This is a genomic window from Catellatospora chokoriensis, assembly GCF_011297315.1.
GTDB classification, from domain to species: domain Bacteria; phylum Actinomycetota; class Actinomycetes; order Mycobacteriales; family Micromonosporaceae; genus Catellatospora; species Catellatospora citrea.
In genome coordinates this window covers 119,904-143,199 of the sequence record NZ_JAAOTI010000012.1, presented here as the reverse complement: position 1 = coordinate 143,199, position 23,296 = coordinate 119,904, and the positions used below count along the sequence as shown (strand labels likewise).

General features: G+C 74.4%; 19 protein-coding genes, 2 pseudogenes and 2 riboswitches. Of the genes and pseudogenes, 5 read left to right on the top strand and 16 right to left on the bottom strand.

Annotated elements, in window-relative coordinates; translation table 11 throughout:
• Positions 1–9: 9 nt before the first annotated feature.
• Complete coding sequence (locus HAV39_RS19500) at positions 10–1,677, bottom strand: PQQ-dependent sugar dehydrogenase (RefSeq protein WP_191840630.1); 1,668 nt, start codon at positions 1,675–1,677, stop codon at positions 10–12.
• Positions 1,678–1,802: 125 nt separating this feature from the next.
• A complete protein-coding gene (locus HAV39_RS19495) occupies positions 1,803–2,261 on the bottom strand; it encodes a COG4315 family predicted lipoprotein (protein ID WP_191840629.1) in 459 nt (152 codons plus the stop codon).
• Positions 2,262–2,578: 317 nt separating this feature from the next.
• On the opposite strand from HAV39_RS19495, the gene HAV39_RS19490 reads away from it, so the two are divergent.
• From HAV39_RS19490 to HAV39_RS19475, 4 genes are all read left to right on the top strand, one after another.
• On the top strand, positions 2,579–5,122 hold the full coding sequence (locus HAV39_RS19490; protein ID WP_191840628.1) for a sensor histidine kinase: 2,544 nt from the start codon (positions 2,579–2,581) through the stop codon (positions 5,120–5,122).
• Positions 5,119–5,547 carry a roadblock/LC7 domain-containing protein gene (locus HAV39_RS19485; protein WP_144125048.1) on the top strand — a complete coding sequence of 143 codons (429 nt, stop codon included), beginning with the start codon at positions 5,119–5,121 and terminating at the stop codon, positions 5,545–5,547. The genes HAV39_RS19490 and HAV39_RS19485 overlap by 4 nt, the downstream gene beginning before the upstream one ends.
• Positions 5,541–6,515: a TAXI family TRAP transporter solute-binding subunit gene (locus tag HAV39_RS19480; RefSeq protein WP_191840627.1), complete on the top strand. Its 975-nt coding sequence runs from the start codon at positions 5,541–5,543 to the stop codon at positions 6,513–6,515. The genes HAV39_RS19485 and HAV39_RS19480 overlap by 7 nt, the downstream gene beginning before the upstream one ends.
• 78 nt (positions 6,516–6,593) lie before the next feature.
• Complete coding sequence (locus HAV39_RS19475; RefSeq protein WP_191840626.1) at positions 6,594–7,127, top strand: DUF6790 family protein; 534 nt, start codon at positions 6,594–6,596, stop codon at positions 7,125–7,127.
• A gap of 106 nt (positions 7,128–7,233) precedes the next feature.
• Here HAV39_RS19475 and HAV39_RS19470 read toward each other — a convergent pair whose 3' ends face one another.
• The 14 genes and pseudogenes from HAV39_RS19470 to HAV39_RS19405 all read right to left on the bottom strand — a co-directional run bounded on the left by HAV39_RS19470 (position 7,234) and on the right by HAV39_RS19405 (position 21,270).
• On the bottom strand, positions 7,234–7,569 hold the full coding sequence (locus HAV39_RS19470) for a (2Fe-2S) ferredoxin domain-containing protein (protein WP_191840625.1): 336 nt from the start codon (positions 7,567–7,569) through the stop codon (positions 7,234–7,236).
• Positions 7,566–8,291, bottom strand: a complete 726-nt coding sequence (locus HAV39_RS19465) for a CbtA family protein (RefSeq protein WP_191840624.1) — start codon at positions 8,289–8,291, stop codon at positions 7,566–7,568. The genes HAV39_RS19470 and HAV39_RS19465 overlap by 4 nt, the downstream gene beginning before the upstream one ends.
• Positions 8,292–8,302: 11 nt before the next feature.
• Positions 8,303–8,542, bottom strand: a complete 240-nt coding sequence (locus HAV39_RS19460) for a CbtB-domain containing protein (protein ID WP_120316643.1) — start codon at positions 8,540–8,542, stop codon at positions 8,303–8,305.
• A 30-nt stretch (positions 8,543–8,572) separates the two neighbouring features.
• Positions 8,573–8,768, bottom strand: a riboswitch (cobalamin riboswitch).
• 28 nt (positions 8,769–8,796) lie between these two features.
• Positions 8,797–9,777, bottom strand: coding sequence for a sirohydrochlorin chelatase (locus tag HAV39_RS19455; RefSeq protein WP_191840623.1), 981 nt, complete (start codon positions 9,775–9,777; stop codon positions 8,797–8,799).
• Positions 9,778–9,957: 180 nt separating this feature from the next.
• A pseudogene (locus HAV39_RS19450) lies at positions 9,958–10,542 on the bottom strand (precorrin-8X methylmutase); the annotation flags it as partial.
• A 20-nt stretch (positions 10,543–10,562) separates the two neighbouring features.
• A pseudogene (locus HAV39_RS19445) lies at positions 10,563–10,757 on the bottom strand (4Fe-4S binding protein); the annotation flags it as partial.
• Positions 10,742–12,739: a precorrin-3B C(17)-methyltransferase gene (cobJ, locus tag HAV39_RS19440; protein WP_191840620.1), complete on the bottom strand. Its 1,998-nt coding sequence runs from the start codon at positions 12,737–12,739 to the stop codon at positions 10,742–10,744. The gene cobJ and the pseudogene HAV39_RS19445, both read right to left, overlap by 16 nt.
• Positions 12,736–14,031, bottom strand: a complete 1,296-nt coding sequence (gene cbiE / locus HAV39_RS19435; RefSeq protein ID WP_191840619.1) for a precorrin-6y C5,15-methyltransferase (decarboxylating) subunit CbiE — start codon at positions 14,029–14,031, stop codon at positions 12,736–12,738. Before cbiE ends, cobJ begins: the two co-directional genes overlap by 4 nt.
• Positions 14,032–14,113: 82 nt before the next feature.
• The gene (locus HAV39_RS19430) at positions 14,114–15,364 is read right to left on the bottom strand and encodes a cobalt-precorrin-5B (C(1))-methyltransferase (protein ID WP_191840618.1); all 1,251 of its coding nucleotides are present in this window, start codon (positions 15,362–15,364) and stop codon (positions 14,114–14,116) included.
• Complete coding sequence (gene cobM, locus HAV39_RS19425) at positions 15,357–16,187, bottom strand: precorrin-4 C(11)-methyltransferase (protein ID WP_191840617.1); 831 nt, start codon at positions 16,185–16,187, stop codon at positions 15,357–15,359. Before cobM ends, HAV39_RS19430 begins: the two co-directional genes overlap by 8 nt.
• Positions 16,184–16,909: a precorrin-2 C(20)-methyltransferase gene (gene cobI, locus HAV39_RS19420; protein WP_191840616.1), complete on the bottom strand. Its 726-nt coding sequence runs from the start codon at positions 16,907–16,909 to the stop codon at positions 16,184–16,186. Before cobI ends, cobM begins: the two co-directional genes overlap by 4 nt.
• Positions 16,900–18,273: a cobyrinic acid a,c-diamide synthase CobB gene (locus HAV39_RS19415; RefSeq protein WP_191840615.1), complete on the bottom strand. Its 1,374-nt coding sequence runs from the start codon at positions 18,271–18,273 to the stop codon at positions 16,900–16,902. Before HAV39_RS19415 ends, cobI begins: the two co-directional genes overlap by 10 nt.
• Positions 18,274–18,434: 161 nt before the next feature.
• Positions 18,435–19,049 carry a cob(I)yrinic acid a,c-diamide adenosyltransferase gene (gene cobO / locus HAV39_RS19410; RefSeq protein ID WP_191840614.1) on the bottom strand — a complete coding sequence of 205 codons (615 nt, stop codon included), beginning with the start codon at positions 19,047–19,049 and terminating at the stop codon, positions 18,435–18,437.
• Between the two features lie 28 nt (positions 19,050–19,077).
• Complete coding sequence (locus HAV39_RS19405; protein ID WP_191840613.1) at positions 19,078–21,270, bottom strand: VWA domain-containing protein; 2,193 nt, start codon at positions 21,268–21,270, stop codon at positions 19,078–19,080.
• Positions 21,271–21,434: 164 nt separating this feature from the next.
• Positions 21,435–21,598: riboswitch (cobalamin riboswitch) on the bottom strand.
• Positions 21,599–21,819: 221 nt separating this feature from the next.
• Between HAV39_RS19405 and HAV39_RS19400 the strand changes: the two genes are divergently transcribed.
• Entirely contained in the window at positions 21,820–23,256 is a 1,437-nt protein-coding gene (locus tag HAV39_RS19400; RefSeq protein ID WP_239120517.1) for a trypsin-like serine protease, read from the top strand.
• Positions 23,257–23,296 lie beyond the last annotated feature (40 nt).

Here is a 23,296-nt window from a genome sequence, read left to right as displayed (position 1 = left end):
CTTTGTTTCCTACTCGGCGCCGGTGTAGCGGACTCGGTAGATCTTGGCGTGGGGGTCGTCGGGGGCGGCGGTGTCGGCGTCGGGGTAGAGGGCGGTGAAGTAGAGGCCGTCGGGGCCTGCCGCCAGGCCGACGACGGTGGCCTTGCCGGTGCCGTTGTACTCCAGCAGCGTCTTCGGCTTGCCGACCTTGCCGCCGTCGAAGGTGAATTCGACGATCCGCTTGCCGTTGTCCTGCGGGCCGCTGGCGAAGGTCGGGCCGCTCTCCGCCACGAACATGTGCCCGTACTTGCCCTTCGGGAAGCCGGAGCCGTGGTGCACGTCCGGGTCGACGAACGCGATCGAGGTGGGCGCGGTCGACGGCGACCAGATGTGCAGTTTCGGCTTGAGCATGCTGTCGCGGGTGCCGTCCCAGCCGTAGTCGACGCCCTTGTCCACCCGCGACAGCCGGTCGATCGCGGTGCCGTTCTCGACCTGGTAGTAGCTGCCGTCGGCGCGCCACGCCCCGCCGAACGGGTTGCGGAAACCCGAGGCGTAGACGTAGTCGCGGGCGGTGATGCCGTCCTCGGCGTCGTAGAACGGGTTGTCGGCAGGCGCGCTGCCGTCCAGGTTCACCCGCAGGATCTTCCCGCGGAACGAGTTCAGGTCCTTGGCCGTGTACGCCAGCATGGCGTCGCCCATGTGCACGTAGAGCTTGCCGTCCGGGCCGATGGTGAGCTGGGAGATCTGGTGCGCGGCCGACTGCGCCTCGGCGGGCATGTCCAGCAGGGTCGTCTGCTTCGCCGCGGTCAGCCCGCCGTCCTTGCTGGAGAAGCGCACCACCTTGGGGTAGTGCGCGCCGCCGCGCTCGTAGAGCACCGAGGCGAGCACGTCGCCGTTGTTCGGGTCGACGACGATGCCGGTGACGCCTTTCTCGCCGGTGCCCGGGAAGGTGCCGCGCGGGTTGAAGTTCAGCAGGTTCTTCGCGTAGACGCCGGTGCTCAGGTCGCCCTTGACCACCTTGATCTGGCCGTACAGCTCGGTCACGTAGAACATCGGCTGCGCCGGGTCACCGGTGTGCCCCGGGGCCATCGCCAGGTGCACGGGCAGCTGGAAGCCGCCGGCCACCTCCTCGACCCGGTAGCCGTCCTGGCGGACGTGCCAGGTGCCGGCGCCGGCCAGCGGGGCGCGCTGCGGGAGGGTGCGGAACGCGCGGTAGCCCCAGGGACTCCACCGCTTCGCCTTGTCCTTGCTGTCGTCGCGGTAGCGCAGCCGCAGGTCGTACTCGCGGTCGGCGGCCAGGTCACGGCGGGCCGCGAAGGAGTTCTCGAACTCGCCGTCGCCGAGGTGGGCATGGACCAGCTGCGGGCCGTCCACGCAGGGCGAGTGCCAGACCCGCTCGGCGGGCTCGACGGACCAGATCTCCCACTCGGTGCAGACGTGTTTGACCTTCTTGCCGTTCTTGCGGGCCGGCATCGGGGCGCTCTCCATGTGCACGTCGGCGCCGCTGACCAGGTGCCCGTCGGCCCGCGGTTCGGTGACCGCGGGCGCGCCCGGCAGCGGCGCGCCGAGCGTGCGCACCGGCCGGGGCGGCGGCTGCGGTGCTCCGCTGCTGTACGCCTGCCGGAAGGAGAGGTAGCCGATGCCGGCCAGCACGATGGCCACCGCGGTCGCGGTGACCAGAAAACGTCTGTTTCTCATGTCTTCCCCACATCGCAGACAAGTCAGCGAATTCGGGCAAGGTTACCGGCGCGACGCCGGGCGGCGCGTGTTACACGCCCGGCGTCGCGCAGTTTGGCTGTGATCTCACAGGGTCGGGTCGGCGGTCACCACTGGTACATCTCGCCGTTCTCGTCGAGCATGAACCAGGCCCCGTCCATGCCCTGCCCGTGGGCGTCGCCCGGCTTGTCGCTCTGGAACCGGTAGAGCGGCAGGTTGCGGTAGGTGGTCTGCACGGTCCCGTCGGGCCGGGTGTACGTGGACAGCAGGAAGCCGTCCACGCCGTCCCCGTTGACCGCGTCCCCGACCATCGGCGGCCAGGTCACCGCGCACTTGTCGAGGCAGGCGCTCTTGCCCTTGGCGTCCTTGAGGAAGACGTAGAGGGTGCGGCCCTGCTGGTCGACCAGCGCCTTGCGACCGCCCACATTGGCGATCCGCACCGCGGCCCGGGCGGGTGACGGCGAGGCGGCCGCCGGGGCGGCGGACACACCCGCGGCCCCCGCGTCCGCCCCGGCGGGCGGGGTGTTGCTCTCGGCACAGGCCCCGAGGGCCCCTGCGGTGATCACGGCGGCAAGCAGAGCGAATCGGCGTACGTACATTGGTGCCACCCCGTTGGCGGATCCGACAAGTTGGCACAAAGCGTAGTGATCGCGGGACTTTCCACAGGTGAAACGCGCCAGAACACGCCCATCCGGGGGATATGAATCCAATTCGGATTTAACTAAGTTGAAACCGCAACCATGGTCGACAACGCTGTCGAGGGCTGAACGTGTCGTTATGTGACACCTATGTGTCCATCCGGTGGACGTTTCGGGGGTTGTGGTGAAGGTTGTTGCCCGTAACTCTCATGGGAGTCCCACCGATCAGTCGAGAGGCACAGTCGATGGCAGTCACCGGCGGCGCACCGCCGTGGGCACCCCAGTACGTCCAGGAAGCCGATGTTCCGATGGTCACGGCACGACGCCGCCGCCGTCGCTCCATCGGCTTCCGCCTGCTGCTGCCCATCGCCGTAGCAACGATCGGCGTCGGCGTGCTGGGCGGCCTGCAGACATCGGCGGCCATGGACGAGGCACGCGAGGCCGAGTCGTCCGGCGCGGTGGCGCAGGCGCTGACCGCCACCGTCAAGCTGAACCACCAGCTCGAACAGGAGCTGTCGGAGACCGAGGCGCTGCTGCAGCGTGGTGGTAAGGCGGGCGAGCTGCTGCTCACCGCGCAGCGGCGGCGCACCGACGAGGCCGTGGCCCGCTACCGGGCCACGGTGCCGGTCGCGGTGCAGGTCGCGCCGGAGGTCCGCGGGCTGGTCGACGACGCCGACGCCGCGCTCGCCGAGCTGCCCCGGATGCGGGAGACGGCGCAGTTCCCGCCGGAGGGCCAGCCGGCCGTCAAGACCTCCCCGGAGACCGTCTACGACCCGCTGACCCATGCCATGTTCGCCGTCGGCGAGGCGCTGGCCGCCGCGCCCACCGACGCCCGGCTCAACGCGCTGACCGAGACGGTGGCCGCGCTCAACGCGGTCGAACACCACGCCGCGGAGCAGCGCGGGCTGCTGCGCGCCGTCTTCGCCCGGGGCCGTTTCGAGCACGGCGAGCTGGCCGAGCTCGGCGAGCTGTACGGTGCCGAGGCCGAGCGGGTCGCGCAGTTCGAGCGGGTGGCCGGCCCCCAGGTGACCGCGCGCTACCGCGAGGTCGTCCGCGGCGCCGACGTCGATCGGGCCCGCACCCTGCTCGAGGGAGCGCTCACCGCCGACAGCACCCCCGCCGGCCTGCGCGTCGACCCGGACGCCTGGTTCATCGCCAAGTCCAACGCGCTGCGCCGGCTGTACCTGTTCGAGCTGGAGGTCATCGGCTCGCTGGAGGCCGAGGCCACTCGGCAGCACGCTGCCGCCGAACGGGACGCGCTGACCAGCGGTGGCGCGTCCGCCCTCGTCATCGCCGTCTCCCTCGGCATCGCCGTGCTGCTGTCCGTGCGCACCAGCCGCGGCCTGCGCCGGCTGAGCCGGTCCGCGATGGACATCGCCAGCGGCGAGCTGCCCACCGCCATCGCCGAGGTCTCCTCCGCGCCCGGGGTCGAGACCGTGCGCCGCCTGGTGCGCGCCTCGAACGAGCAGGCGGAGAAGGCGCTGTCCGGGCCCAACGACGAGATCGGCGAGGTCGGCGCGGCGCTGGCCAACCTGCACCAGCAGGCGCTGCGCCTGGCCGCGGACCAGGCCATGCTGCGCCACGACATCTCGCAGATGTTCGTGAACCTGTCCCGCCGTGGCCAGACGCTGGTGCAGCGCCAGCTGCACCTGATCGACGAGTTCGAGCGCGGCGAGACCGACCCGCAGTCGCTGGCCAAGCTGTTCGCCCTGGACCACCTCGCCGCCCGCATGCGCCGCAACGAGGAGAACCTGCTGGTGCTGGCCGGCGGTGAGCCGGGCCGCCGCTTCGTCAACGCCGAGCTGCTGGTCGACGTCGTGCACGCGGCCGCCGCGGAGATCGACCAGTACCCCCGGGTGGAGACCAACTCCATCGCGGACCTGTGCGTCGTCGCGCACGCCGTCGGCGACGTCGTGCACCTGCTGGCCGAACTGCTGGAGAACGCCACCGACTTCTCGCCGCCGAACAGCCGCGTGCTGGTCACCACCAGGCGCGGGGTGGACGGGCTCACCATCAACATCTTCGACGCCGGCATCGGCATGCCGCCCGGACAGCTGCAGGAGATCAACGAGCGGCTGATCCGGCCGTCCATGCTGACCAGTGAGCTGGCCCGCACCATGGGCCTGCTGGTGGTCGCCCGGATCGCCGCCCGCCGCGGGATAACGGTGCAGCTGCGCAGCAGCCCCGGCGGAGGTACCGTGGCGCTGGTGCTGCTGCCGACGGCGCTGCTGGCCCCGCCGCACAGCGCGGTGAGCAGGCTGACCGTCACGTCCGGCAATGGGAACCTGCCCGACGGCGAGACGCTGCGCACCCGACGTCCTGGCGCCCGCCCGGCCGCCGCCGCACCGGCCATGACCGCACGACCGCCCATCCCCGCGCCGCCGTCCGCCCCCAGCCCCACCGGCCCACCGTCCGCCGTCCAGTCCCCCGCCCCGACCCCGTCCACGTCCCCGACCCCGACTCCGTCCACGTCCATGCCAGCGCCCGCCGCCACCTTCGCGGCAGCCGCCGACGCGCCGACCCAGGCGATCCCTGGGGCCCGGCAGGCATCCCCCGACCGACCTCCGCTTCTGCCCTCCGGCCTGCCCCAGCGCCGCCCCGGCGACCTCGCGTCGCCCGGCCGCGCAGCCACCACCTCCTCCCGGACCGACAGCTCCGGACTGCTGGACCCCGAAGCGGTCCGGGCCCGGCTGTCCGGTCTGGCCGGCGGTATCGCGGCCGCTCACCGCGAACTGGCTCGTGAGCAGCGCCTGTCAGCCCCGCCAGCAACGAAGGAAAGCACTCGATGACTCAGAACCCCGCGCAGCTCGCCGGCGCCGACGAGATCGGCGGCCTCGACTGGCTGCTGACCTCCTTCGCCCAACGGATCGCCGACGTCACCTATGTGCTGGCCGTCTCTGTGGACGGCCTGACGATCGCCCACTCGGACGGGCTGCGTCAGGATCTGTCGGACCAGCTCTCTGCCATCACGAGCGGGATGGCCAGCCTCACCATCGGCGCGGCGCGCTGCCTGAGCAGCGGCCAGGTGCGCCAGACGGTGGTGGACATGGACGAGGGCGTACTCCTGATCATGGCGGTCCGCGACCGGGCGTTCCTCGCCGTGGTGGCCGCGCCCGGCTGCGACCTCGGCCAGATCGGCTACGAGACGGCGCTGCTGGCGCACCGCGTGGCGTACGCGCTGGAACCGGAGGCGCGGGTGGACGGCCAGTGGTGAGGCGCCGCCGGCTGGCCCTGCTGCTCTGCGTGCTGCTCGCCCCGGCGCTCGCCGCCTGCACGGCGGAGGCCGAAGCGGCGGCACCGGCCTGGCACGGCGGCACCCTGACCATCGGCACCGGCCCCACCAACGGCGTGTTCAACCAGGTGGGCGGCGGTTACGCAGATCTGATCAACCGGCACCTGCCGGGCTACGAGGCCCTCGCCCCGCCGACCAACGGCGCGGGCGAGAACCTGCAGCGGCTGGCCATCGACGACGTGCAGATCGCGTTCACGTTCGCCGACGTGGCCGCGGACGCCGCCGCCGGCAAGGGCCTGTTCGAGGGCAAGCCGGTGCAGTTCCGGGCGCTGGCCCGGGTCTTCAACGGCCAGACCCACCTGGCGGTGCGCCGCAACTCGGGCATCACGTCCATCAAGGATCTGAAGGGCAAGCGGGTCGGCACCGGCCCGCAGAACTCCGGCAGCGAGGAGGTGGCGGTCCGGCTGCTGACCGTCGCCGGCCTGGACCTCAAGCGCGACATCACTCAGGTGTCGGCTTCGCTGTCGCAGATGACGTCCTCGATGCGCACCGGCGACCTGGACGCGATGTTCTACTCGGCAGGCCTGCCGACCACGGGCATCCAAGGGCTGTTCGATCAGTCGCCGGGGGTGTTCATGCTGGTCCCGCTCGACGAGCTGGGCCAGGCCGTCAGCAAGGCGCACCCCGACATCTACGCCCCCGGCACCATCCCGAAGGGCATGTACGGCCTGACCGCCGACGTGGACACCATCGCGGTGCCCAACCTCGTCGTGGTGTCCGCGGACATGCCCGACGAGGTCGCGTACCGGCTCACCCAGCTGCTCTTCGACCACCAGGACGAGCTGGCCGCGGTGCACCCCGAGGGCGGCAACTTCAGCCGCGACATCGCGCCGCTGGTGTCGCCGTTGGAGCTGCACCCGGGCGCGAAGCGATTCTACGGAGTGTCCTGACCGGGCGCGGCGGAATCGCAGGACAAGACCCCTTCCGGACGGCCCCGGCGTAACGTCGGAGCCGTCCGGAGGTGTGTGATGCCGTTCTTCGCTGCCATCTGGTTCACCGTCGTCGTCGGCTGGCTGATCCACGTCGCCGTGGACAAGCACCCGGGTCGGCGTACCAAGCACCGCGTCGTCGAGCTCGCCCTGCTGTGGATCATGGTGGCCGGGGCGGGCATCTGGGGCCTGCTGGGCGGGCTCAGCCACATCGGCCCGACATCCGATCAGACCGCCGAGCAGATCGGCTACACCCAGTCGATGTTCCAGTGGGAGGTCGGCTGGGGCGACATCGCGGTGGCCGTACTGGCGATCGGCTGTGCCTGGCGGCGCTTGCGCGGCACCTGGCTGACCGCCGCGGTGACCGCGCTGGCCATCTCGTTCTGGGGCGACGCCTGGGGCCACTTCAACCAGTGGGTGTTCCACGACAACCACGCGCCGGCCAACGTCTGGGCGCTGCCGTCGGACATCCTGATGCCCCTGCTCGCCATCATCCTGCTGGTCATGTACCGCCGCGGCGCCCCCGCCCAGTCCTTCGAGCAGGCGTCCGCGGCCGTGCCCACCCGCCCCTGACCGCCAAGGTCACTCGACTTGCCAGGCACATGGGCGAATGCGAGCTCAAGATACGCACAGGTGCCTGGCAAGTCGGACGATCACCGCGCCGCGCGGGCGTGGCCGGTCAGGTCTGGCCGGGGGCCTCGATGACGTACGGGATCAGAGCTACCGGGAGTTCGGCGGCACCCGGCCCGCCGGCCGCGGCCCAGGAGGCGACGTACTCCACCGTCGCCTCGTCGAGGACGCCGCCCAGCCACACCGGGCGGCCGCCGTCGCGGCGACCGGACGGGCGCGGGTGCACCACCATCACGTTGGAGTGCTCGCAGACGTCCAGGCACTGCGCGATGCGCACCCGTACGCCCGCCTTCTCCAGCTGCCGCAGCTGTCCCTCATGATCGGTGTCCGGGTGCTTGGCGGTGCCGCAGCAGCAGTCGCGGCACACCGTGACCCTCGCCTTCACGCGGCCGCCCGCACGGCGGCGCTGTCCGCGACCGCGCCGGCCCGCAGCCCGGCCAGCCCGAACCCGACCCCGATCCCGGCCCACAGCACCACCGAGGCCAGCAGCGACAGCAACCGGAACGACCACAGCAGATCGGCCGGCGTGCTGATCTCGTCACCGGACGACGGCAGCGTGAACAGCAGGGCGAGCCCGACCAGCACCACCCCGACCGGGGCCAGCTGGCGCAGCGGCAGCGCCGCCCCGCGCTCGGCGAGACGGCCCGCCAGCAGGCCCGCCGCGGACACCGTGGCCAGCCCGATCGCGATCGCGGCCAGCCAGGTCACGGTCCGCGCCTGCTGGGTCGCCTCGCTGCCCACGCCGGGCGGGTTGGTCGGGTAGCGCAGGAACGGCAGCAGCGCCACGCCCAGGAAGCCCGCCCCGGCCAGGCGCAGCGCGCGGCCCCACGGGTCGGCCCCGGGATCGCGGCGGTGCAGCACCGCGTACACCAGGCCGAACAGCAGCCCGATCGCCATCCCGGCCAGGATCACCGAGACCAGCATGCCGACGTGCTGCGTGTCGCGGCTGAACAGCTCCGCGCCGTGGCCTTCACCGGCGTTGGCGTGTTCGAGGGCGATCGCCCGGTCGATGACCGGCTCGGCGAGCACCAGGGACACCACGGCGGAGAGGGCCCCGGCGCACGCACCGGCCAGCCCACCCCGCCCCATCAGCGAGAGCAGGGACATGTCCGCCCCGCTCAGTGGCAGTTGGCGGCGAACAGGTGCCGCCCGTCGTGGGACAGCTCGTGCAGGTAGTTGGCGCTACGGGAGAGCTCCCCGTACACCGGGGACAGCAGTGCGCCCTGGTCCAGGAACACCGCGTAGAGGATGAACAGTGCCAGTGCGACGAGCACACCGGCGATGACCTGATCCCGCAGCCGCCCCGCGATTCCGGCCGTCTCCTGCGACGGCACCGCGGGCGTCGACAACGCACCCATGAGAAACCTCCTCCTCGGGGTTCACCGCCCCGAACTGGACAACGACGGGTCAGTGTCCTGACTCCCGGGTGGATGGAACTTCGTCGCGCTTGCCGCGCCTTCCAGCCGCTGCGGCGGCCGTGGCTCGTGCGGGGCGCTCCCCGGTCACAGTGGCGGGACCGTCCCAGATTCTCACTGGGTTCCTGCGCACCGTCGTCTGATGTGAACTTGTTGCCCTCACCATGCCAGCTGCGCTCGCCGGCCGTCAAACCTTCTCAAGGGTGACGGTGATGAATGTCCGCGTGAAATACGCCGTGGTCGTGGCTGTGGCCGTGCTCGTGGCTGTGGCCATGGCTGTGGTCAGGGCGGTGATCATGGCTGTGCCCGGCGTCACCGGGGTGGTGGTGCGGGGTCTGCGGGGCGCCGACCCGGTCCTCGAAGCCCGGCAGGCTGACCCGGTACACACACGAGTCGCAGTTCATCCGGATGTCCCCGGCCAGCGCCTCGCCATAGCGCTCGATCAGCAGGTCGGCCAGGGCGTCGGTGTCGCCGAGCACGTCGGCGCAGCGCACGTCCACGTCGGGGTGCACCGCTGCCCAGGCCGCGGCCTGCTCGGCCACCCGGCGCGGCAGCACCCCGGTGAACAGGAAGTACGGCAGCACCACGATCCGGCGCGCGCCCAGCGCCGTGCAGCGGTCCAGCCCCGCGGGCACGCCGGGCGACGCGAGGGAGATGAACGCGTACTCCACCCCGGCCACCCGGGCCGTCTCGGCCAGCAGCCGGGCGGCCCGCGCCACCTCGGCGTTCGCGTCGGGGTCCGTGGAGCCCCGGCCGACCAGCAGCACCATCGCGCTTTGATCGGGATCCGCCGGATCGGCCTGCGCCTGGGCCAGCCGCTCCCGCAGCAGCGCCAGCACGGTCGGGTGCGCGCCGAGCGGGCGGCCGTAGGACACCGCCAGGCCGGGGTGCCGCAACTGCTCGCGAGCCAGCGCCGCGGGGATGTCGCCCTTGGCGTGCCCCGCCGCGACCAGCATCAGCGGCACGGCCGCCAGCCGGCGGTGCCCGCCCGCGACGAGCTCCGCCACCGCCTCGCCCAGCGGGGGCGGGGACAGCTCGATGAAGCCGCCGCCGACGGTCACGCCGCGCGGGGCGAGGCGTTTGCCGACCCGCTCGGTGAACGCGCGGAACTGCTCGGCGCCGTCCGTGTCGGACGTGCCGTGCCCGGCTATGAGCAGCGCGGGCGGGGTGGTGGTCACGGTCTCTCCTCCAGGGGTTGTCCAGGTGGCATCGATAGCGAGCCTGCGGGCAGGTCGGACCGCCTAGGGCTCCCGCGCGCCCGGCTGCCGGTCCTGGCCGTGCCGCGGCGAGTCCGGCCCGGCCAGGGCGAACGGTCCCTCCCCGCCGGGCGAGGGTTCCGCAGGTGCCAGGGGGTCGCCGTAGAGCAGGGCGTTCACGGCTGCCGCGGCGACGGCGGAGCCGCCACGGGCGCTCACGTTGGACAGTTGCGGCAGTCCTGACGCCCGTAGCGCCGCCTTCGACTCGGCCGCGCCGACGTAGCCCACCGGCAGGCCCATCACCAGCGCCGGGACGAGCTGTCCGGCCGCGGCCAGCCGCAGCAGCTCGAACAGGGCGGTCGGGGCGTTGCCGACAGCCCATACCGCCCCGGCGGGGTGCTCGGCCGCGGCCAGCCGCACCGCCGCCGCCGACCGGGTGACGCCCTCGGCCGCGGCCAGCTCCGCCGCGCGTGCCGAGCCGACCAGGCAGCGCGCCGGGTAGCGGGTGATCCCCGCGCCGACCATGGTCACGTCGACGACCAGCGGCGCGCCCGCCGCCAGCGCGGCGGCCCCGGCGGCCAGCGCCGCCTCGTCCAGCACCAGGTCGGCGACCCAGCCCGGATCGGCCGTGGTGTGCACGACGCGCTCGGCCACGTCCCGGCTGTGCCGCGGCAGGCCCGAGGTGTCCACCGCCGACCGCAGGATGCGGTAGGACTCCGCCTCGATCGGATGCACCGATCTCCGCACCACCGTCATCGCGCCTCCTGTCCGACCAGGACGACCGCGTCGACCGGGCACACCTCGACACACTCACCGCATCCGGTGCACAGGTCCGGCCGGGCGTACAACCGGGCCGGGCCCGTCCCGCCGATCGGCCGGATCGCGTGCGTCGGGCAGGTCAGCAGGCAGGCCCCGCAGCCCTGGCAGCCGTCGAAGCGCACCGGGCTCACCGCGCCATCCACGCGTACCCCCGCGGGGTGACCATGCGCCCGGCGACCGTGCGGGTGGTGCTGGCGCCCACGATCACCACGGTGTTCATGTCCACCTCGGCCGGGTCGACCGCCTCCAGGGTGGTCAGCGCGACCCGCTCGCCGGCCCGGGACGCGTCGCGGACCAGGCCGATCGGCGTGCCCGCCGGCCGGTGTGCGCCCAGGATCGCCAGCGCCGCCGGCAGCTGCCGGGTACGCCGCGCGCTGCGCGGGTTGTACAGGCACACCACGAGATCCGCCCGCGCCGCCGCCTCCAGCCGCCGCTCGATCACCTCCCAGGGGGTGTGCAGGTCCGACAGGGACAGGTACACGTGGTCGTGTCCCAGCGGCGCGCCCAGCAGCGACGACGCGGCCAGCGCCGCGGTCACCCCGGGCACCGCGGTCACCTCGATGTCGTCCCCGGCGAACTCCAGCGCCGGGGAGGCCATCGCGTACACCCCCGCGTCGCCGGAGCCGATCAGCGCCACCGCGTGGCCCTGCCGGGCCAGCTCGACGGCCGAGCGCGCCCGCTCCTCCTCCGCGCCCAGTGCGGAGTCGACGATCCGGGTGCCGGGGCGCAGCAGGTGCCGGACCTGGTCCACGTACTGGTCGAGGCCGACGACGACGGAGGACGCGCGCAGCTGCGCCGTCGCCCGGGGCGTGCGCAGATCCGCCGCGCCCGGGCCGAGCCCGATCACCGCGAGCCGGCCCGCCGGCACCAGCCGGGCCACCGCGACGGTCGCCATCGCCGACGCGGTCTTGCCCGCCACCAGCGCCGCTTCGCGGCCCCGGGCCCGGGCGGCCAGCAGTGCCGCCGCCTCGGCCACGCTCGGCGTGCCCACGGCGGCCCGGACCACCTCGGACGGGTTCGGCACGGGCACCGCCGCGAGCTCCGCCGCGGAAAACGTCAGCAGTGGCAGGCCACCCGACGCGGCGTACGCGACCAGCCCGGCCTCGTCGGCCTTCACGTCGGCGGTCGCCACCGCGCACACCGACTCCGCCGCCAGCCCCGCCTCGTCGAGCACCCGCGCCACCAGTTCCGCGATCTCGCCCTCGGACACGCCCCGGCTCGCCCCGATGCCGAGCACCAGCGACGGCGGACGCAGCACCAGCACCGACCGGGCCGCGGCTCCTCCGCCCGTGTCCGCACCGGACGCCGTGGCCGACACGCCGCCGCCCGGCCCGGCATCGCCCGGCCCGACGTCGGCAGGTCCGTCGACGCCCGGCGGGACATCGCGCGCAGGCAGCCCGGTGGGCACCAGGCGATCGGTGATCAGCACCGCACGGGCCGCGGCGGGGTGGTCCCCGAGATTGCCGGGCAGCGCGGGCAGCGGCCATACCTGATCGGACCGCAGGTGGACGGGCTCGCCGTCGAGCAGCGCCCGGGACACGGGTGCGACGGCCTCCGGGTTCGCGACGGCGAACCCGAGCATGTCCAACCCGGGCAGCCCGGTCGCATCGGTGCCCGTGGTCACCACCGGCGCCGCGCCCAGCACCTCGGACACCCGCGCGGCCAGCACGTTCGCCCCACCGCCATGGCCCCCGAGCAGCGCCACGGCCCACCGCCCCGCCTCGTCCACGCACACCACACCGGGCTGTGTGTGCTTCCCACCGGCCGCTCCCGGCGCGTCCCCCACCCCGCCGACCGCCTCGACCTGAGCGGTCCCGCCGGAGGCGAGATCGGCTGCGCTTTCCAGGAAATTGCGCGAATCACTGCACCCTGAGCTGCAGTTTCCCTGAAATTGCGGGCCGGGCCTGCCTTGCCCGGCGTCCGAGGCGGTCAGGAGGGGGGCCAGGAGGCGGACGGTGGCGCCGGTCGCGAGGAAGGCGACGATGGTCTCGGAGTCGGACCAGGCCCGGGTGAGCTGGTCGCGGACGCGTCCCTCGTGGAGGGTGCACTCGCCGGGCCAGGTGGCGGCGAGCCGCTGCGCGGCGGCCCGGCCGGCGGCGGTGGCCCAGATCAGGCCGATGGTCATGGCAGCTCCCCGGAGACGACGAAGACAGGATTGGTGGCGGCGAGCCGGTGCGCGCCGTCCGGCAGCACCGACAGCCGTGCGGCCTGCAGTTGCACGCCCTCGGCCCGGTACCCGGCCGCACTGAGCACGGCCAGCGCCGGGCCGACGCGTTCGACCCCGGCGACCGCGGTGACCAGGCGGGACGGCCGCCGCGCGGCGCAGGCCGCCAGCACGGGCGGGCCCCCGCCGCCGACGAACACCGCGTCCGGCTCGGGCAGCCCGGCCAGGCATCCGGGCGCGTCGCCCGCGACCAGCCGCACGCCGAGGCCGGCCGTGTTCGCCGTGATCAGCGGCAGGGCCGCGGGATCGCGTTCGACGGCGAGCACCGCCGCGCCGAACCGGGCACACTCCACGGCGACCGAGCCCGACCCGGCTCCCACGTCCCAGACCAGGTCGCCGATGCGCGGACCGAGGCGGGCCAGCACGTACGCGCGTACCTCCGCTTTGGTGATCATCGAGTCGCGGTGGGCGTAGGCGGCCTCCGGCAGCGCCCAACCAGCGGGCCCGGGGCCCGCCCCCGCGATCCATCCGGGGCCCGGCCGCACATCCGGGCGGGTCGGATCCAGCACCAGCACCACGTTCGGGTCGGCCCAGCCGGCCGTGTGCGCCTGCGCCGCCTCGACGGTGACCAGGCGCTCCTGCGGGGTGCCCAGCCGCTCCGCCACGACCAGCGTGCGCTCCCACCCGGCCAGCGCCGCACCCAGCTCCGCCGGCCCGCTGCCGGGCGCGGTCAGCACCGCCACCTTCGGGTACGCCCGGCAGACGTTCACCGCCCGCCGCAACCCGCCGCCATGCGGACCGGATGATCCGTTTGCGTGGACGCTGGACGTCGCCATAGGCACCTCCAGCGTCCACGAGAACGGATCATGGCGCCGCGCCGGGGCGTCGACGCGGTCGCGGCCGTGGGCGGACACGACGAGCGCGTCGTCCCAGGGCAGCCCGGCGCGGGCGAACGCGGCCGCGACGCTGGACACCGCCGGGATCACCACCGGTTCGATCCCGGCCCGGCGCAGCGCGGCGACGATGCCGAAGAAGCCGGGGTCGCCGCTGGCCAGCACCACGGCGTCGCCGTCGTGCGCGGCCACCCGGGCGACCACCGGCGCGACCGGCCCCATGACCAGGCATTCCGCGCTCACGTCCAGCCCGGACAGGTGCCGTTCGCCCCCGGCGACCAATGTCGCGCGGGCCAGCGCCGCACCCGCGGCGGCACCGAAGCCACCGCCGTCGTGACCCACGACCGTCACCTGCGGCATGGCACCCACCCCGGTCCGCTCGCCGCCACCGTCGCCTGGCTCACGCCACCCACCGGTCCGCTCGCCGTAGTTGTCGCCCGGCTCATGACACCCACTCCGGCCTGGTCGCGGCCACGACCGTCTTCCCGGTGAAGTCCACCATCGCGACATCGGCCCGGAGCGCGCCCTTGCCGAAGCGGACCAGGACGTCGCGCACCCGCGCGCACAGCACGTCGCCCGCGGCGCGCAGCAGGCCCGCCGCTTCCCACAGCTCGTACGCATGCCGCGCGGTGTTCGCCCCGCCGACCTCTTCGGCCAGCGCGGCCGAGCCGCCCACCGCCGTGGTGACCTGGCCCAGCAGCACGGTGTCCACGGCGGAACGGGTGTAGTGCGTCATCAGCACCCCGGCGGCGAGCTTGGTCAGCTTGCCGGCCATGCCGACGAAGACGACCCCGGTCATGCCCCGCTCGGCCGCGGTCCGCAGCGCCGCCCCGGTGAAGTCGCCGACCTCGACGAAGCACACCTCGGGCAGGCCGGGCAGCAGCGCCATCGCGCCCGCCTCGGTGCGCCCGCCGGTGCACAGCACGATCGTCTGCTCACCCTGCGCCGCGGCGACCTGCACGGCCTGCATGACGCTCGCCCGCCACGAGGCGGTGGAGAACGGCCGCACGATGCCGGTGGTGCCCAGGATCGAGATGCCGCCGAGGATGCCCAGCCGCCGGTTGGTCGTCTTGCGGGCCATCCGCTCGCCGTCCGGCACCGAGATCACGACCTCGACGCCGCGCCCGCCGGCCACCTCGGCGACCGCCTGCGTGATCATCTGGCGGGGCACCGGGTTGATCGCCGGGCCGCCCACATCCAGGCCCAGCCCCGGCCTGGTCACGGTGCCGACGCCGGAGCCACCGCGCAGCGCGACACCCGCACCGTCCAGCCAGCGCACGGTCGCGGTCAGCCGGGCTCCGTGCGTCACGTCCGGGTCGTCGCCCGCGTCCTTGACCACGACCGCGCGGGCCGCGTCACCGTCCAGCACCGACTCCGCGACGGCGAAGGTGACCCGCCGCCCCGACGGCAGCGCCACCTCGACCCAGCGCGGCGGCACCCCGCCGACCAGCAACTCCGTGGCCGCCTTGGCCGCCGCCGACGCGCAGGTGCCCGTGGTCCACCCGGTCCGCAGCGCCTTCGGTCGATCCTTCGCGGTCCGCGGCAGGTCAGGTTCGCGCAGCTCGGGGCCGTCCGGCCCGGTCTCGCCGGAGGCCTGTTTGCGCACGCGCCCGCGAGCCGGCCGCCGCGGGGGCACGCCGGGCGCGGCCGCTGCCTCCGCCGCCAGGTCACCGGGGTCCAGCTGCTCAGTCATGACTCGCTCGCCCGGCGTCCGCTGCCTCGGCCCGCCCCGCGCGCAGGGCGACCCGGGCCGCCGGATCGGCGCGGCGGAAGCCGTGGAAGTGGCCGGGGTGGTAGAGGTGGCTGCGGGTGCCCGCGGCCTCGCCGAGGGCGGCCCCGACCAGGAACAGCGTGTGCTTCCAGAGCTTGTGCTCCTTGACCGCGGCCTCCAGGGTGCCGACGGTGCAGCGCACGATCAGCTCCTCCGGCCAGGTCACCCGATAGGCCACCACCACCGGCGTGTCCGCCGTGTACCCGCCCGCCAGCAGCTCGGCCGCGAGCTGCCCGGACCGGGCCGCGGACAGGAACACCGCCATCGTCGCGCCGTGCGCGGCGAACGCGCGTACCGACTCGCGCTCCGGCATCGGCGTCTTGCCGCCCTCCAGCCGGGTCAGCACCACCGACTGCGCCACCTCGGGCACGGTCAGCTCGCGCTGCACCGCCGCGGCGACCGCGGTGAACGAGGACACCCCGGGGATCACTTCGGTGGGCAGGCCCAGCTCCCGGCATGCGTCGAGCTGCTCGCCGAGCGCGCCCCACAGCGCCGGGTCGCCGGAGTGGATCCGCGCCACCACCAGGTCGCGCGCGGCGGCCTCGCGGTAGAGGTCGAGCGTCTGCTCCAGGGTCAGCGCCGCCGAGTCCACGATCCGCGCCCCCGGCCGGGCATGTCCGAGCACGTCCGGGTGGACCAGGCTGGCCGCCCAGACCACCACGTCGGCGGCGGCGATCGCGGCCGCGCCGCGCAGCGTGAGCAGATCGGCCGCGCCCGGCCCGGCTCCGATGAAGACGACCTTCACAGCTTTCCCCCTCGTGCGTCGCGGCGGCCGGGCACCAGCACCGCCGACAGGTACGGCGCCTCGACCGCCTCGGCCAGCGGCGTCACGCTCTGGCCCGGCAGGCCCAGCCGGGTGCCGAGCAAGGCGTCGTCGAGCCGCCCGGCCTCCTTCACCGCGGCGGCCACGTCCGCCAGGTGGCGGCCGCCCTTGTACGCGACCACCGTCCCGTCCTGCGCGTACGCCAGGGCGGCCGACAGCGCCGTCGCGCCCCGGGCCAGCGGCACCAGCACCAGGGGCTCGACGCCCTCGGCGAGCGGCACCCCGGCGGCGGCGGCCAGCGCCTGCATCGCGGTGATCCCGGGCGCGGTCCGCACCTGCACCTCGGGCAGCAGGGCACGGACCGTCGCGGCGAGGTAGCCGAAGGTCGAGTACACGTTGGGGTCGCCGATGGTGGCGAACGCGGCGGTGCCGCCGGTCTCGCGCAGCCAGTCGGCGACGCGCTCACCGGCGGCGTCCCAGTGGGACTCGCGGCGGCGCGCGTCGTCGCGCTCGTTGAGGGCGAACACCAGCCGCTCGACGCGGTCGTGGCCGGCGTGCGCGCGTACCGTCGCCTCGGCCCGGCCCTGCTCGGCCGGGTCCATCACGGGCACGAAGACCCGGTCGGCCTCGCGCAGCAGGCGCACCGCCTGCAGCGTCACCAGTTCCGGGTCGCCGGGCCCGACTCCCACCCCGATCAGGCGCATGCGGCACGCACCATCCGGCGCGCGAAGCCCGGCTGCCCGGCCCAGTGCAGGTGCAGGTACGACGCGTGCACGCCGCCCTGGACGAAGCCCTCGGCGGGCTGCCCGCGCCACGCCCAGGCGGGCGACGGACCGGCCGCCGGGGTCACCGCGGTGCGGTGGAACTCGTGCCCGGTGACCCGGGTGCCCGCGTCGGCCAGCACGCTGCCGGACACCGCGACCGCGTCGCGGTAGCCCAGCGTGAGCCGCTCGGTCATGACCGCCTCGGCGTCGAGCACCCCGCACATCTCCCGCCCGTCCAGGGACCGGGCCAGCCACAGCAGCCCCGCGCACTCGGCGGCGACCGGCGCGCCCGCGGCGGCGAGTTCGCGTACCGCGTCGCGCAGCGGCTTGTTGGCGGCCAGCTCATCGCCGTACACCTCGGGGAAGCCGCCGCCCACCACCAGCCCGGCGGTGCCCCGCGGCAGCGCCTCGGCGCGCAGCGGGTCGACGTGCACGACCTCGGCCCCGGCGGCGCGCAGCAGCTCGGCCTGCTCGGCGTAGCCGAACGTGAACGCGGGACCGCCCGCCACCGCGATCACCGGGCGGTCGCCGACCGCCTCGTCAGGCGCTGCGGGCTCGCCGGTCCCGGCCCGCACGGCGTCGGCCGCCGACCACGGTGTCACCGCCAGCGGCGGTGCGCTGTGCGCCACGGCCAGCATCTCGCCCAGGTCGACGCCGTCCTCGACCAGCGCCCCCATGGCCGCCACGGCGTCCACCGCCGCGCCGCTGCGCTCGGCCGCGGGCACCAGCCCGAGGTGCCGCGACGGCACGGCCACCGCGCCGGCGCGCCGCAGCACGCCCAGCACCGGCGTGCCGACCTCCTCGCAGGCCTCGCGCAGGATCTGCGCGTGCCGGTCGGAACCGACCCGGTTGAGCACCACCCCGGCCAGCCGCGCCGAGCCGAACGAGCGGAAGCCGTGCAGCAGCGCGGCGACAGACCGGCCCTGGCCGGTCGCGTCCACCACGAACACCACGGGCGCGTCCAGCAGCCGCGCCACGTGCGCGGTCGAGCCGAAGTCGCCCTCGCCCGACCGGCCGTCGTAGAGGCCCATCACGCCCTCCACGACCGCCACCTGCGCCCCGGCCGCCCCGTGCGCGAACAGCGGCGCGACCAGGTCCTCGCCGACCAGCGACGGGTCCAGGTTGCGGCCGGGCCGCCCGCAGGCCAGCGAGTGGTACGTCGGGTCGATGTAGTCCGGCCCGACCTTGAACCCGGCCGCGGTCATCCCCCGCGCCGTCAGCGCCGCCAGCAGCCCCGTCGCCACGGTCGTCTTCCCGTGCCCCGACGCCGCCGCTGCGATCACGACCCTGGGCACCCCTACCATGACCTGTCCGTTCGCGACTGCGGGGCTCGCTTCGCTCGCTCCTCGCGCTTCACCATGACCTGTCCGTTCGCGACTGCGGGGCTCGCTTCGCTCGCTCCTCGCGCTTCACCATGACCTGTCCGTTCGCGACTGCGGGGCTCGCTTCGCTCGCTCCTCGCGCTTCACCATTCGATCCCCGCCTGGCCCTTGCGTCCCGCGTCCATCGGATGCTTCACCTTGCCCATCTCGGTGACCAGGTCGGCCAGCTCCAGCAGCGGCGGCGCGGCATACCGGCCGGTGATGACGACGTGCTGGGAGCCGGGCCGGGCACGCAGCGTGTCGACCACGTCGGCGGTGTCCACCCAGCCCCAGTGCATGGGATAGGTGAACTCGTCCAGCACGTAGAAGCCGTAACGCTGCGCTGTCAGGTCGCGCTTGACCTGCGCCCAGCCCTCGGCCGCCTCGGCGGCGTGGTCGCGCTCGTCGCCGGGCCGGGCCAGCCACGACCAGCCCTCGCCCATCTTGTGCCAGGTCACCGGCGCGCCCGCGCCCGACTCGTCGTGCGCGCGGCCCAGCGCCCGGAACGCCGCCTCCTCGCCGACCCGCCACTTGGGACTCTTCACGAACTGGAAGACCGCGATCGGCCAGCCCACGTTCCAGGCCCGCAGCGCCATCCCGAACGCCGCGGTCGACTTGCCCTTGCCGATCCCGGTGTGCACGGCCAGCACCGGAGACTTCCGGCGCTGCCGCGTGGTCAGCCCGTCGTCGGGCACCGTCTCCGGCTTGCCCTGCGGCATCAGCGTTCTCCCGTCATCCGCACCGTCATCACGCCGCCCTGCGCCGGTCGCGGCGCGCCACCCCGGCCAGGCCCTGGGCGGTCACCTCCGCCAGCGGCACGTGCTCCGCGCCGAGCCGCGCGGCCAGGCGGGCGGCCAGCCCGAGCCGGACCACCCCGGACTCGCAGTCCACGACCACGGCCGACACGCCGCCCGCGGCCAGCCCGTCGGCGATGCGCATGGCCTCGCCGACCGGGTCGGCCCCGGCGGTGGCCCGACCGTCGGTCACCACGATCAGCAGCGCTCGCCGGTGCGGGTCGCGCAGGCGCTCCACCCGCAGCGTGTGGGCTGCCCGGCGCAGGCCGGCGGCCAGCGGGGTGCGTCCGCCGGTGGGCAGCTCGCGCAGCCGCGCCGCGCCCGCCTCCACGCTGGACGTCGGCGGCAACGCCAGGGCCGCCTCACTACCCCGGAAGGTGACCAGGCCGACCTTGTCGCGCCGCTGGTACGCGTCGAGCAGCAGGGACAGCACCGCGCCCTTCACCGCGCCCATACGCCGCCGGGCCGCCATCGAGCCGGAGGCGTCCACGCAGAACAGCACCAGGTTGGACTCGCGCCCCTGCCGCACCGGCTCGCGCAGGTCGGCCGCGGCCAGCCGCAGCGGGCCGCCGGGGGCCCGGCCGCGGGCCTGCTGCTGCCGGGCCGCGGCCCGCACGGTCGCCGCCAGGTGCAGCGCGGTCAGCGTGCCGCCGGGCACCCGCGCGCCGACGGTCCGGCCCATCCGGGTGTACGCGGGCGAGCGCCGCCCCGCCGCCCCTTCCCCGGTCCCCTTCACCGCGAACAGCCGCGCCCGCCGCGGCGCGGCCGCCTCGGCGTGCTGCTGCCCCGCGGACGCGTAACGCCCCTCGTCGACCCCGTCCCGCTGCCGCGTGTCCCCGTGCGGCACCGGCCGCAGCGGCGTGCCGTCCTCATCGGGGACCGCACCACCGGGCCCGCCCTGCCCCGGACCGCCGTCCGGCCCGTCATCGTCGGGCCCGTCCGGCCCGTCGTCCGGGCCGGAGCCGTCGCCGTCCAGGTCGCCGTCACCGTCCCGCTCGGCCGCGCCGTCCGAGCCGCTGCCGAGGCCACCGTCCGGGCCGTCGCCGCGCCGGTCGCGGTCGTCCGCGTCGTCGGGCCCGCCAGGGTCGCCGCCGTCACGGGCTCCGTCGGCGTCCGCGGGCGGGGGCGCGCTGTTCAGCGCGTCCTCCAGCGCCTGCTCGTCCAGGTCGGGGGCGTCGAACGGGTCGCGCCGGCGGCGGTGTGGCAGGGCCAGCCGGGCCGCGTCGCGCACGTCCTGCGCGGTGACCCGGTCCCGGCCGTGCCAGGCGGCCAGGGCCAGCGCGGCGCGGGCCACCACCAGGTCGGCACGCAGCCCGTCGACCTCGAACGTGGCGCACACGTGGGCGATCCGGGTCAGCTCCGCGTCGGGCAGCCCCACCGCGGGCAGCCGCCGCCGGGCGATGTCGATGCGCTCGGCCAGCTCGGCGTCGGCGTCGGCCCAGCGCGCGGCGAACGCGGCCGGGTCGGCCTCGTACGCCAGCCGCCGCCGCACCACCTCCACCCGCTCGCGCGGCTCGCGCGGGGCGCGCACCTGCACCGCCAGCCCGAACCGGTCGAGCAGCTGCGGGCGCAGCTCGCCCTCCTCCGGGTTCATGGTGCCGACCAGCAGGAACCGGGCGGCGTGGCGCACCGAGACGCCGTCGCGCTCCACGTACGCCTCGCCCATGGCGGCGGCGTCGAGCAGCAGGTCCACCAGGTGGTCGTGGAGCAGGTTCACCTCGTCGACGTAGAGCACGCCGCGGTGCGCCGCGGCCAGCAGGCCCGGCGAGTACGCGGCCTGCCCCGCGGTGAGCGCGCGCTCCAGGTCGAGCGCGCCGACGAGCCGGTCCTCGGTGGCCCCGACGGGCAGTTCGACCAGCCTGGCGCGCCGGACAACGACGCCCTGACCGGCGTCCTGACCGGCGCTGTGCGGCCCGTCCGGGCACGCGCCGTAGGGCGACGCCGGGTCGCAGCCGAACCGGCACCCGGCGACGACGTCCATGCTGGGCAGCAGCCGGGCCAGGGCGCGTACGACGGTGGACTTGGCGGTGCCCTTCTCGCCGCGCACCAGCACCCCGCCGATGGCGGGCGAGACGGCGTTGAGCAGCAGGGCGAGCCGCAGGTCGGCCAGGCCGACGACGGCTGCGAACGGGTACGGCGGGGTCATGTCCCGCCCAGGCACGAGCCCATGCGCGAGTCCTCTCCGCGGGTTTCCTCGCCCGCGAACTCCGCCGGTGGCCCGTCCCCGCGGCGCGCCGGAACGGCGCACCACCGAGGGCCGCCCTCCGGCGTCGGTGACGTCACGACGCCGTGCGGCGTCGCGAGCGGCCGGAGTGTCCTGGCTCCCGGATCGACGCTTCCCCTCGGCCTTCCAACCGTGTCAACGGCCGTGGCCTGGTGCCGAAACGGCACGCGTCATGCCGACGGCGCCGTTCGGGAGGGGTCGCTCCCCGGTGACAGTGGCGGGACCGCCCCGGATTCGCACCGGGTTCCTCCACTGCCGCTCACCGGTCATCGTGACGGACGCGGTGCGCCGCGTCAAAGCGGGTCGCCCGTCCGGAGGCGAGTGTCACGGCCGCGGCTCGCCGCGACATCAGTACGTAACAATCAACTTCGATATTGCTATGTATCGTTGTCTTCCGCTAGCTTCCAGGGAAACTCTCCGGCGATCCGGCGCCAGAAGCGCTCGGCGCCGGGTGGACCTTGGGAGGATCCTGTGCGGAATTCACTACGAACGGCACTGCGTGCCGGCGCGATCGCGCTGGCCGGTGCCATGCTCGCCCTGGGCTCGGCCGCGGTCCCGGCGCAGGCCGCGCCGGCCGCCGACCCCGGCCCGATCACACCGCAGGTCGTGGGCGGCACCCCGGCCGCGCAGGGCGAGTTCCCGTGGATCGTGCGCCTGTCCATGGGCTGCGGCGGTGCGATGTACACCCCGAGCCTGGTGCTCACCGCGGCGCACTGCGTCGGCGCGACCGGCAACAACACCTCGATCACCGCCACCTGGGGCGTGGTCGACCTGCAGGATCCGACCCGGACCACCCGCACCTCCAACTACGTCTACCGCGCGCCGGGCTACAACGGCAACGGCAAGGACTGGGCGCTGATCCGCCTGTCCAGCCCGATCACCGCCGCCCCGCTGCTGAAGATCGCCACGGACACGTCGCTGCACAGCGGCAACTTCCAGGTGATGGGCTGGGGCGCCGCGACCGAGGGCGGCGGCCAGCAGCGTTACCTGCTCAAGGCGCAGGTGCCGTTCATCAGCGACACCCAGTGCCAGGGCGCGGGCGGCAGCTACTCGGGCCTGATCTTCAACGAGGAGATCTGTGCCGGCAACTACACCTCCGGCGGCGTGGACACCTGCCAGGGTGACTCCGGCGGCCCGATGGTCAAGCGCAACGCCAGCAACGAGTGGATCCAGATCGGCATCGTGAGCTGGGGCATCGGCTGTGCCCGCCCGCAGAACCCGGGTGTGTACACCGAGGTCCGCTACTTCGCCACCGACATCTACAACGCGGCGGTCTCCCTCGGCGGGGCACCGGGCGGCGTGTCCGTCACCGGCCCGGGCAACCAGTCGACCACCGTCGGCAACGCGGTCACCCTGAACAGCTCCGCGTCCGGCGGCACGTCGCCGTACAGCTGGTCGGCCAGCGGCCTGCCGGCCGGCACGTCGATCAACTCGTCGACCGGCCAGATCACCGGCACGCCCAGCACCGCGGGCACCTACACCGTCACCGTCACCGTCAACGACAGCGCCGGCGGCACCGGCACCGCCTCGTTCACCTGGACGGTCAACCCGGTCGGCAGCTGCGCGGCGGCCACCAACGGCACCGACGTCAGCATCCCCGACAACAACACCACCGGCGTGTACAGCAACATCACGATCTCCGGCTGCACGGGCAACGGCTCGACGACGTCCAAGGTCGAGGTGCACATCGTGCACACATACAAGGGTGACCTGATCGTGGACCTGGTCGCGCCGGACGGCTCGGTGTACAACCTGCACAACCGCTCCGGCGGCAGCACGGACAACATCGACACCATCTACACGGTGAACCTGTCCTCCGAGGTCAAGAACGGCACCTGGCGCCTGCGCGCCCGCGACGCCGCCTCGATCGACACCGGCTACATCAACTCCTGGACGCTCACCCTCTGAGTCCGTCGCACCACCCCGGGCCCGGCTCCGCGACCAGCGG

Bases quoted from the DNA above. Each gene is read 5' to 3' on its own strand.
- HAV39_RS19500 (WP_191840630.1), bottom strand. From the start codon at position 1,677: ATGAGAAACAGACGTTTTCTGGTCACCGCGACCGCGGTGGCCATCGTG.
- HAV39_RS19490 (WP_191840628.1), top strand. From the start codon at position 2,579: ATGGCAGTCACCGGCGGCGCACCGCCGTGGGCACCCCAGTACGTCCAG.
- HAV39_RS19485 (WP_144125048.1), top strand. From the start codon at position 5,119: ATGACTCAGAACCCCGCGCAGCTCGCCGGCGCCGACGAGATCGGCGGC.
- HAV39_RS19475 (WP_191840626.1), top strand. From the start codon at position 6,594: ATGCCGTTCTTCGCTGCCATCTGGTTCACCGTCGTCGTCGGCTGGCTG.
- HAV39_RS19465 (WP_191840624.1), bottom strand. From the start codon at position 8,291: ATGTCCCTGCTCTCGCTGATGGGGCGGGGTGGGCTGGCCGGTGCGTGC.
- HAV39_RS19460 (WP_120316643.1), bottom strand. From the start codon at position 8,542: ATGGGTGCGTTGTCGACGCCCGCGGTGCCGTCGCAGGAGACGGCCGGA.
- cobJ (WP_191840620.1), bottom strand. From the start codon at position 12,739: ATGACCATCGGCCTGATCTGGGCCACCGCCGCCGGCCGGGCCGCCGCG.
- cbiE (WP_191840619.1), bottom strand. From the start codon at position 14,031: ATGCCGCAGGTGACGGTCGTGGGTCACGACGGCGGTGGCTTCGGTGCC.
- HAV39_RS19430 (WP_191840618.1), bottom strand. From the start codon at position 15,364: ATGACTGAGCAGCTGGACCCCGGTGACCTGGCGGCGGAGGCAGCGGCC.
- cobI (WP_191840616.1), bottom strand. From the start codon at position 16,909: ATGCGCCTGATCGGGGTGGGAGTCGGGCCCGGCGACCCGGAACTGGTG.
- HAV39_RS19415 (WP_191840615.1), bottom strand. From the start codon at position 18,273: ATGGTAGGGGTGCCCAGGGTCGTGATCGCAGCGGCGGCGTCGGGGCAC.
- cobO (WP_191840614.1), bottom strand. From the start codon at position 19,049: ATGCCGCAGGGCAAGCCGGAGACGGTGCCCGACGACGGGCTGACCACG.
- HAV39_RS19405 (WP_191840613.1), bottom strand. From the start codon at position 21,270: ATGACCCCGCCGTACCCGTTCGCAGCCGTCGTCGGCCTGGCCGACCTG.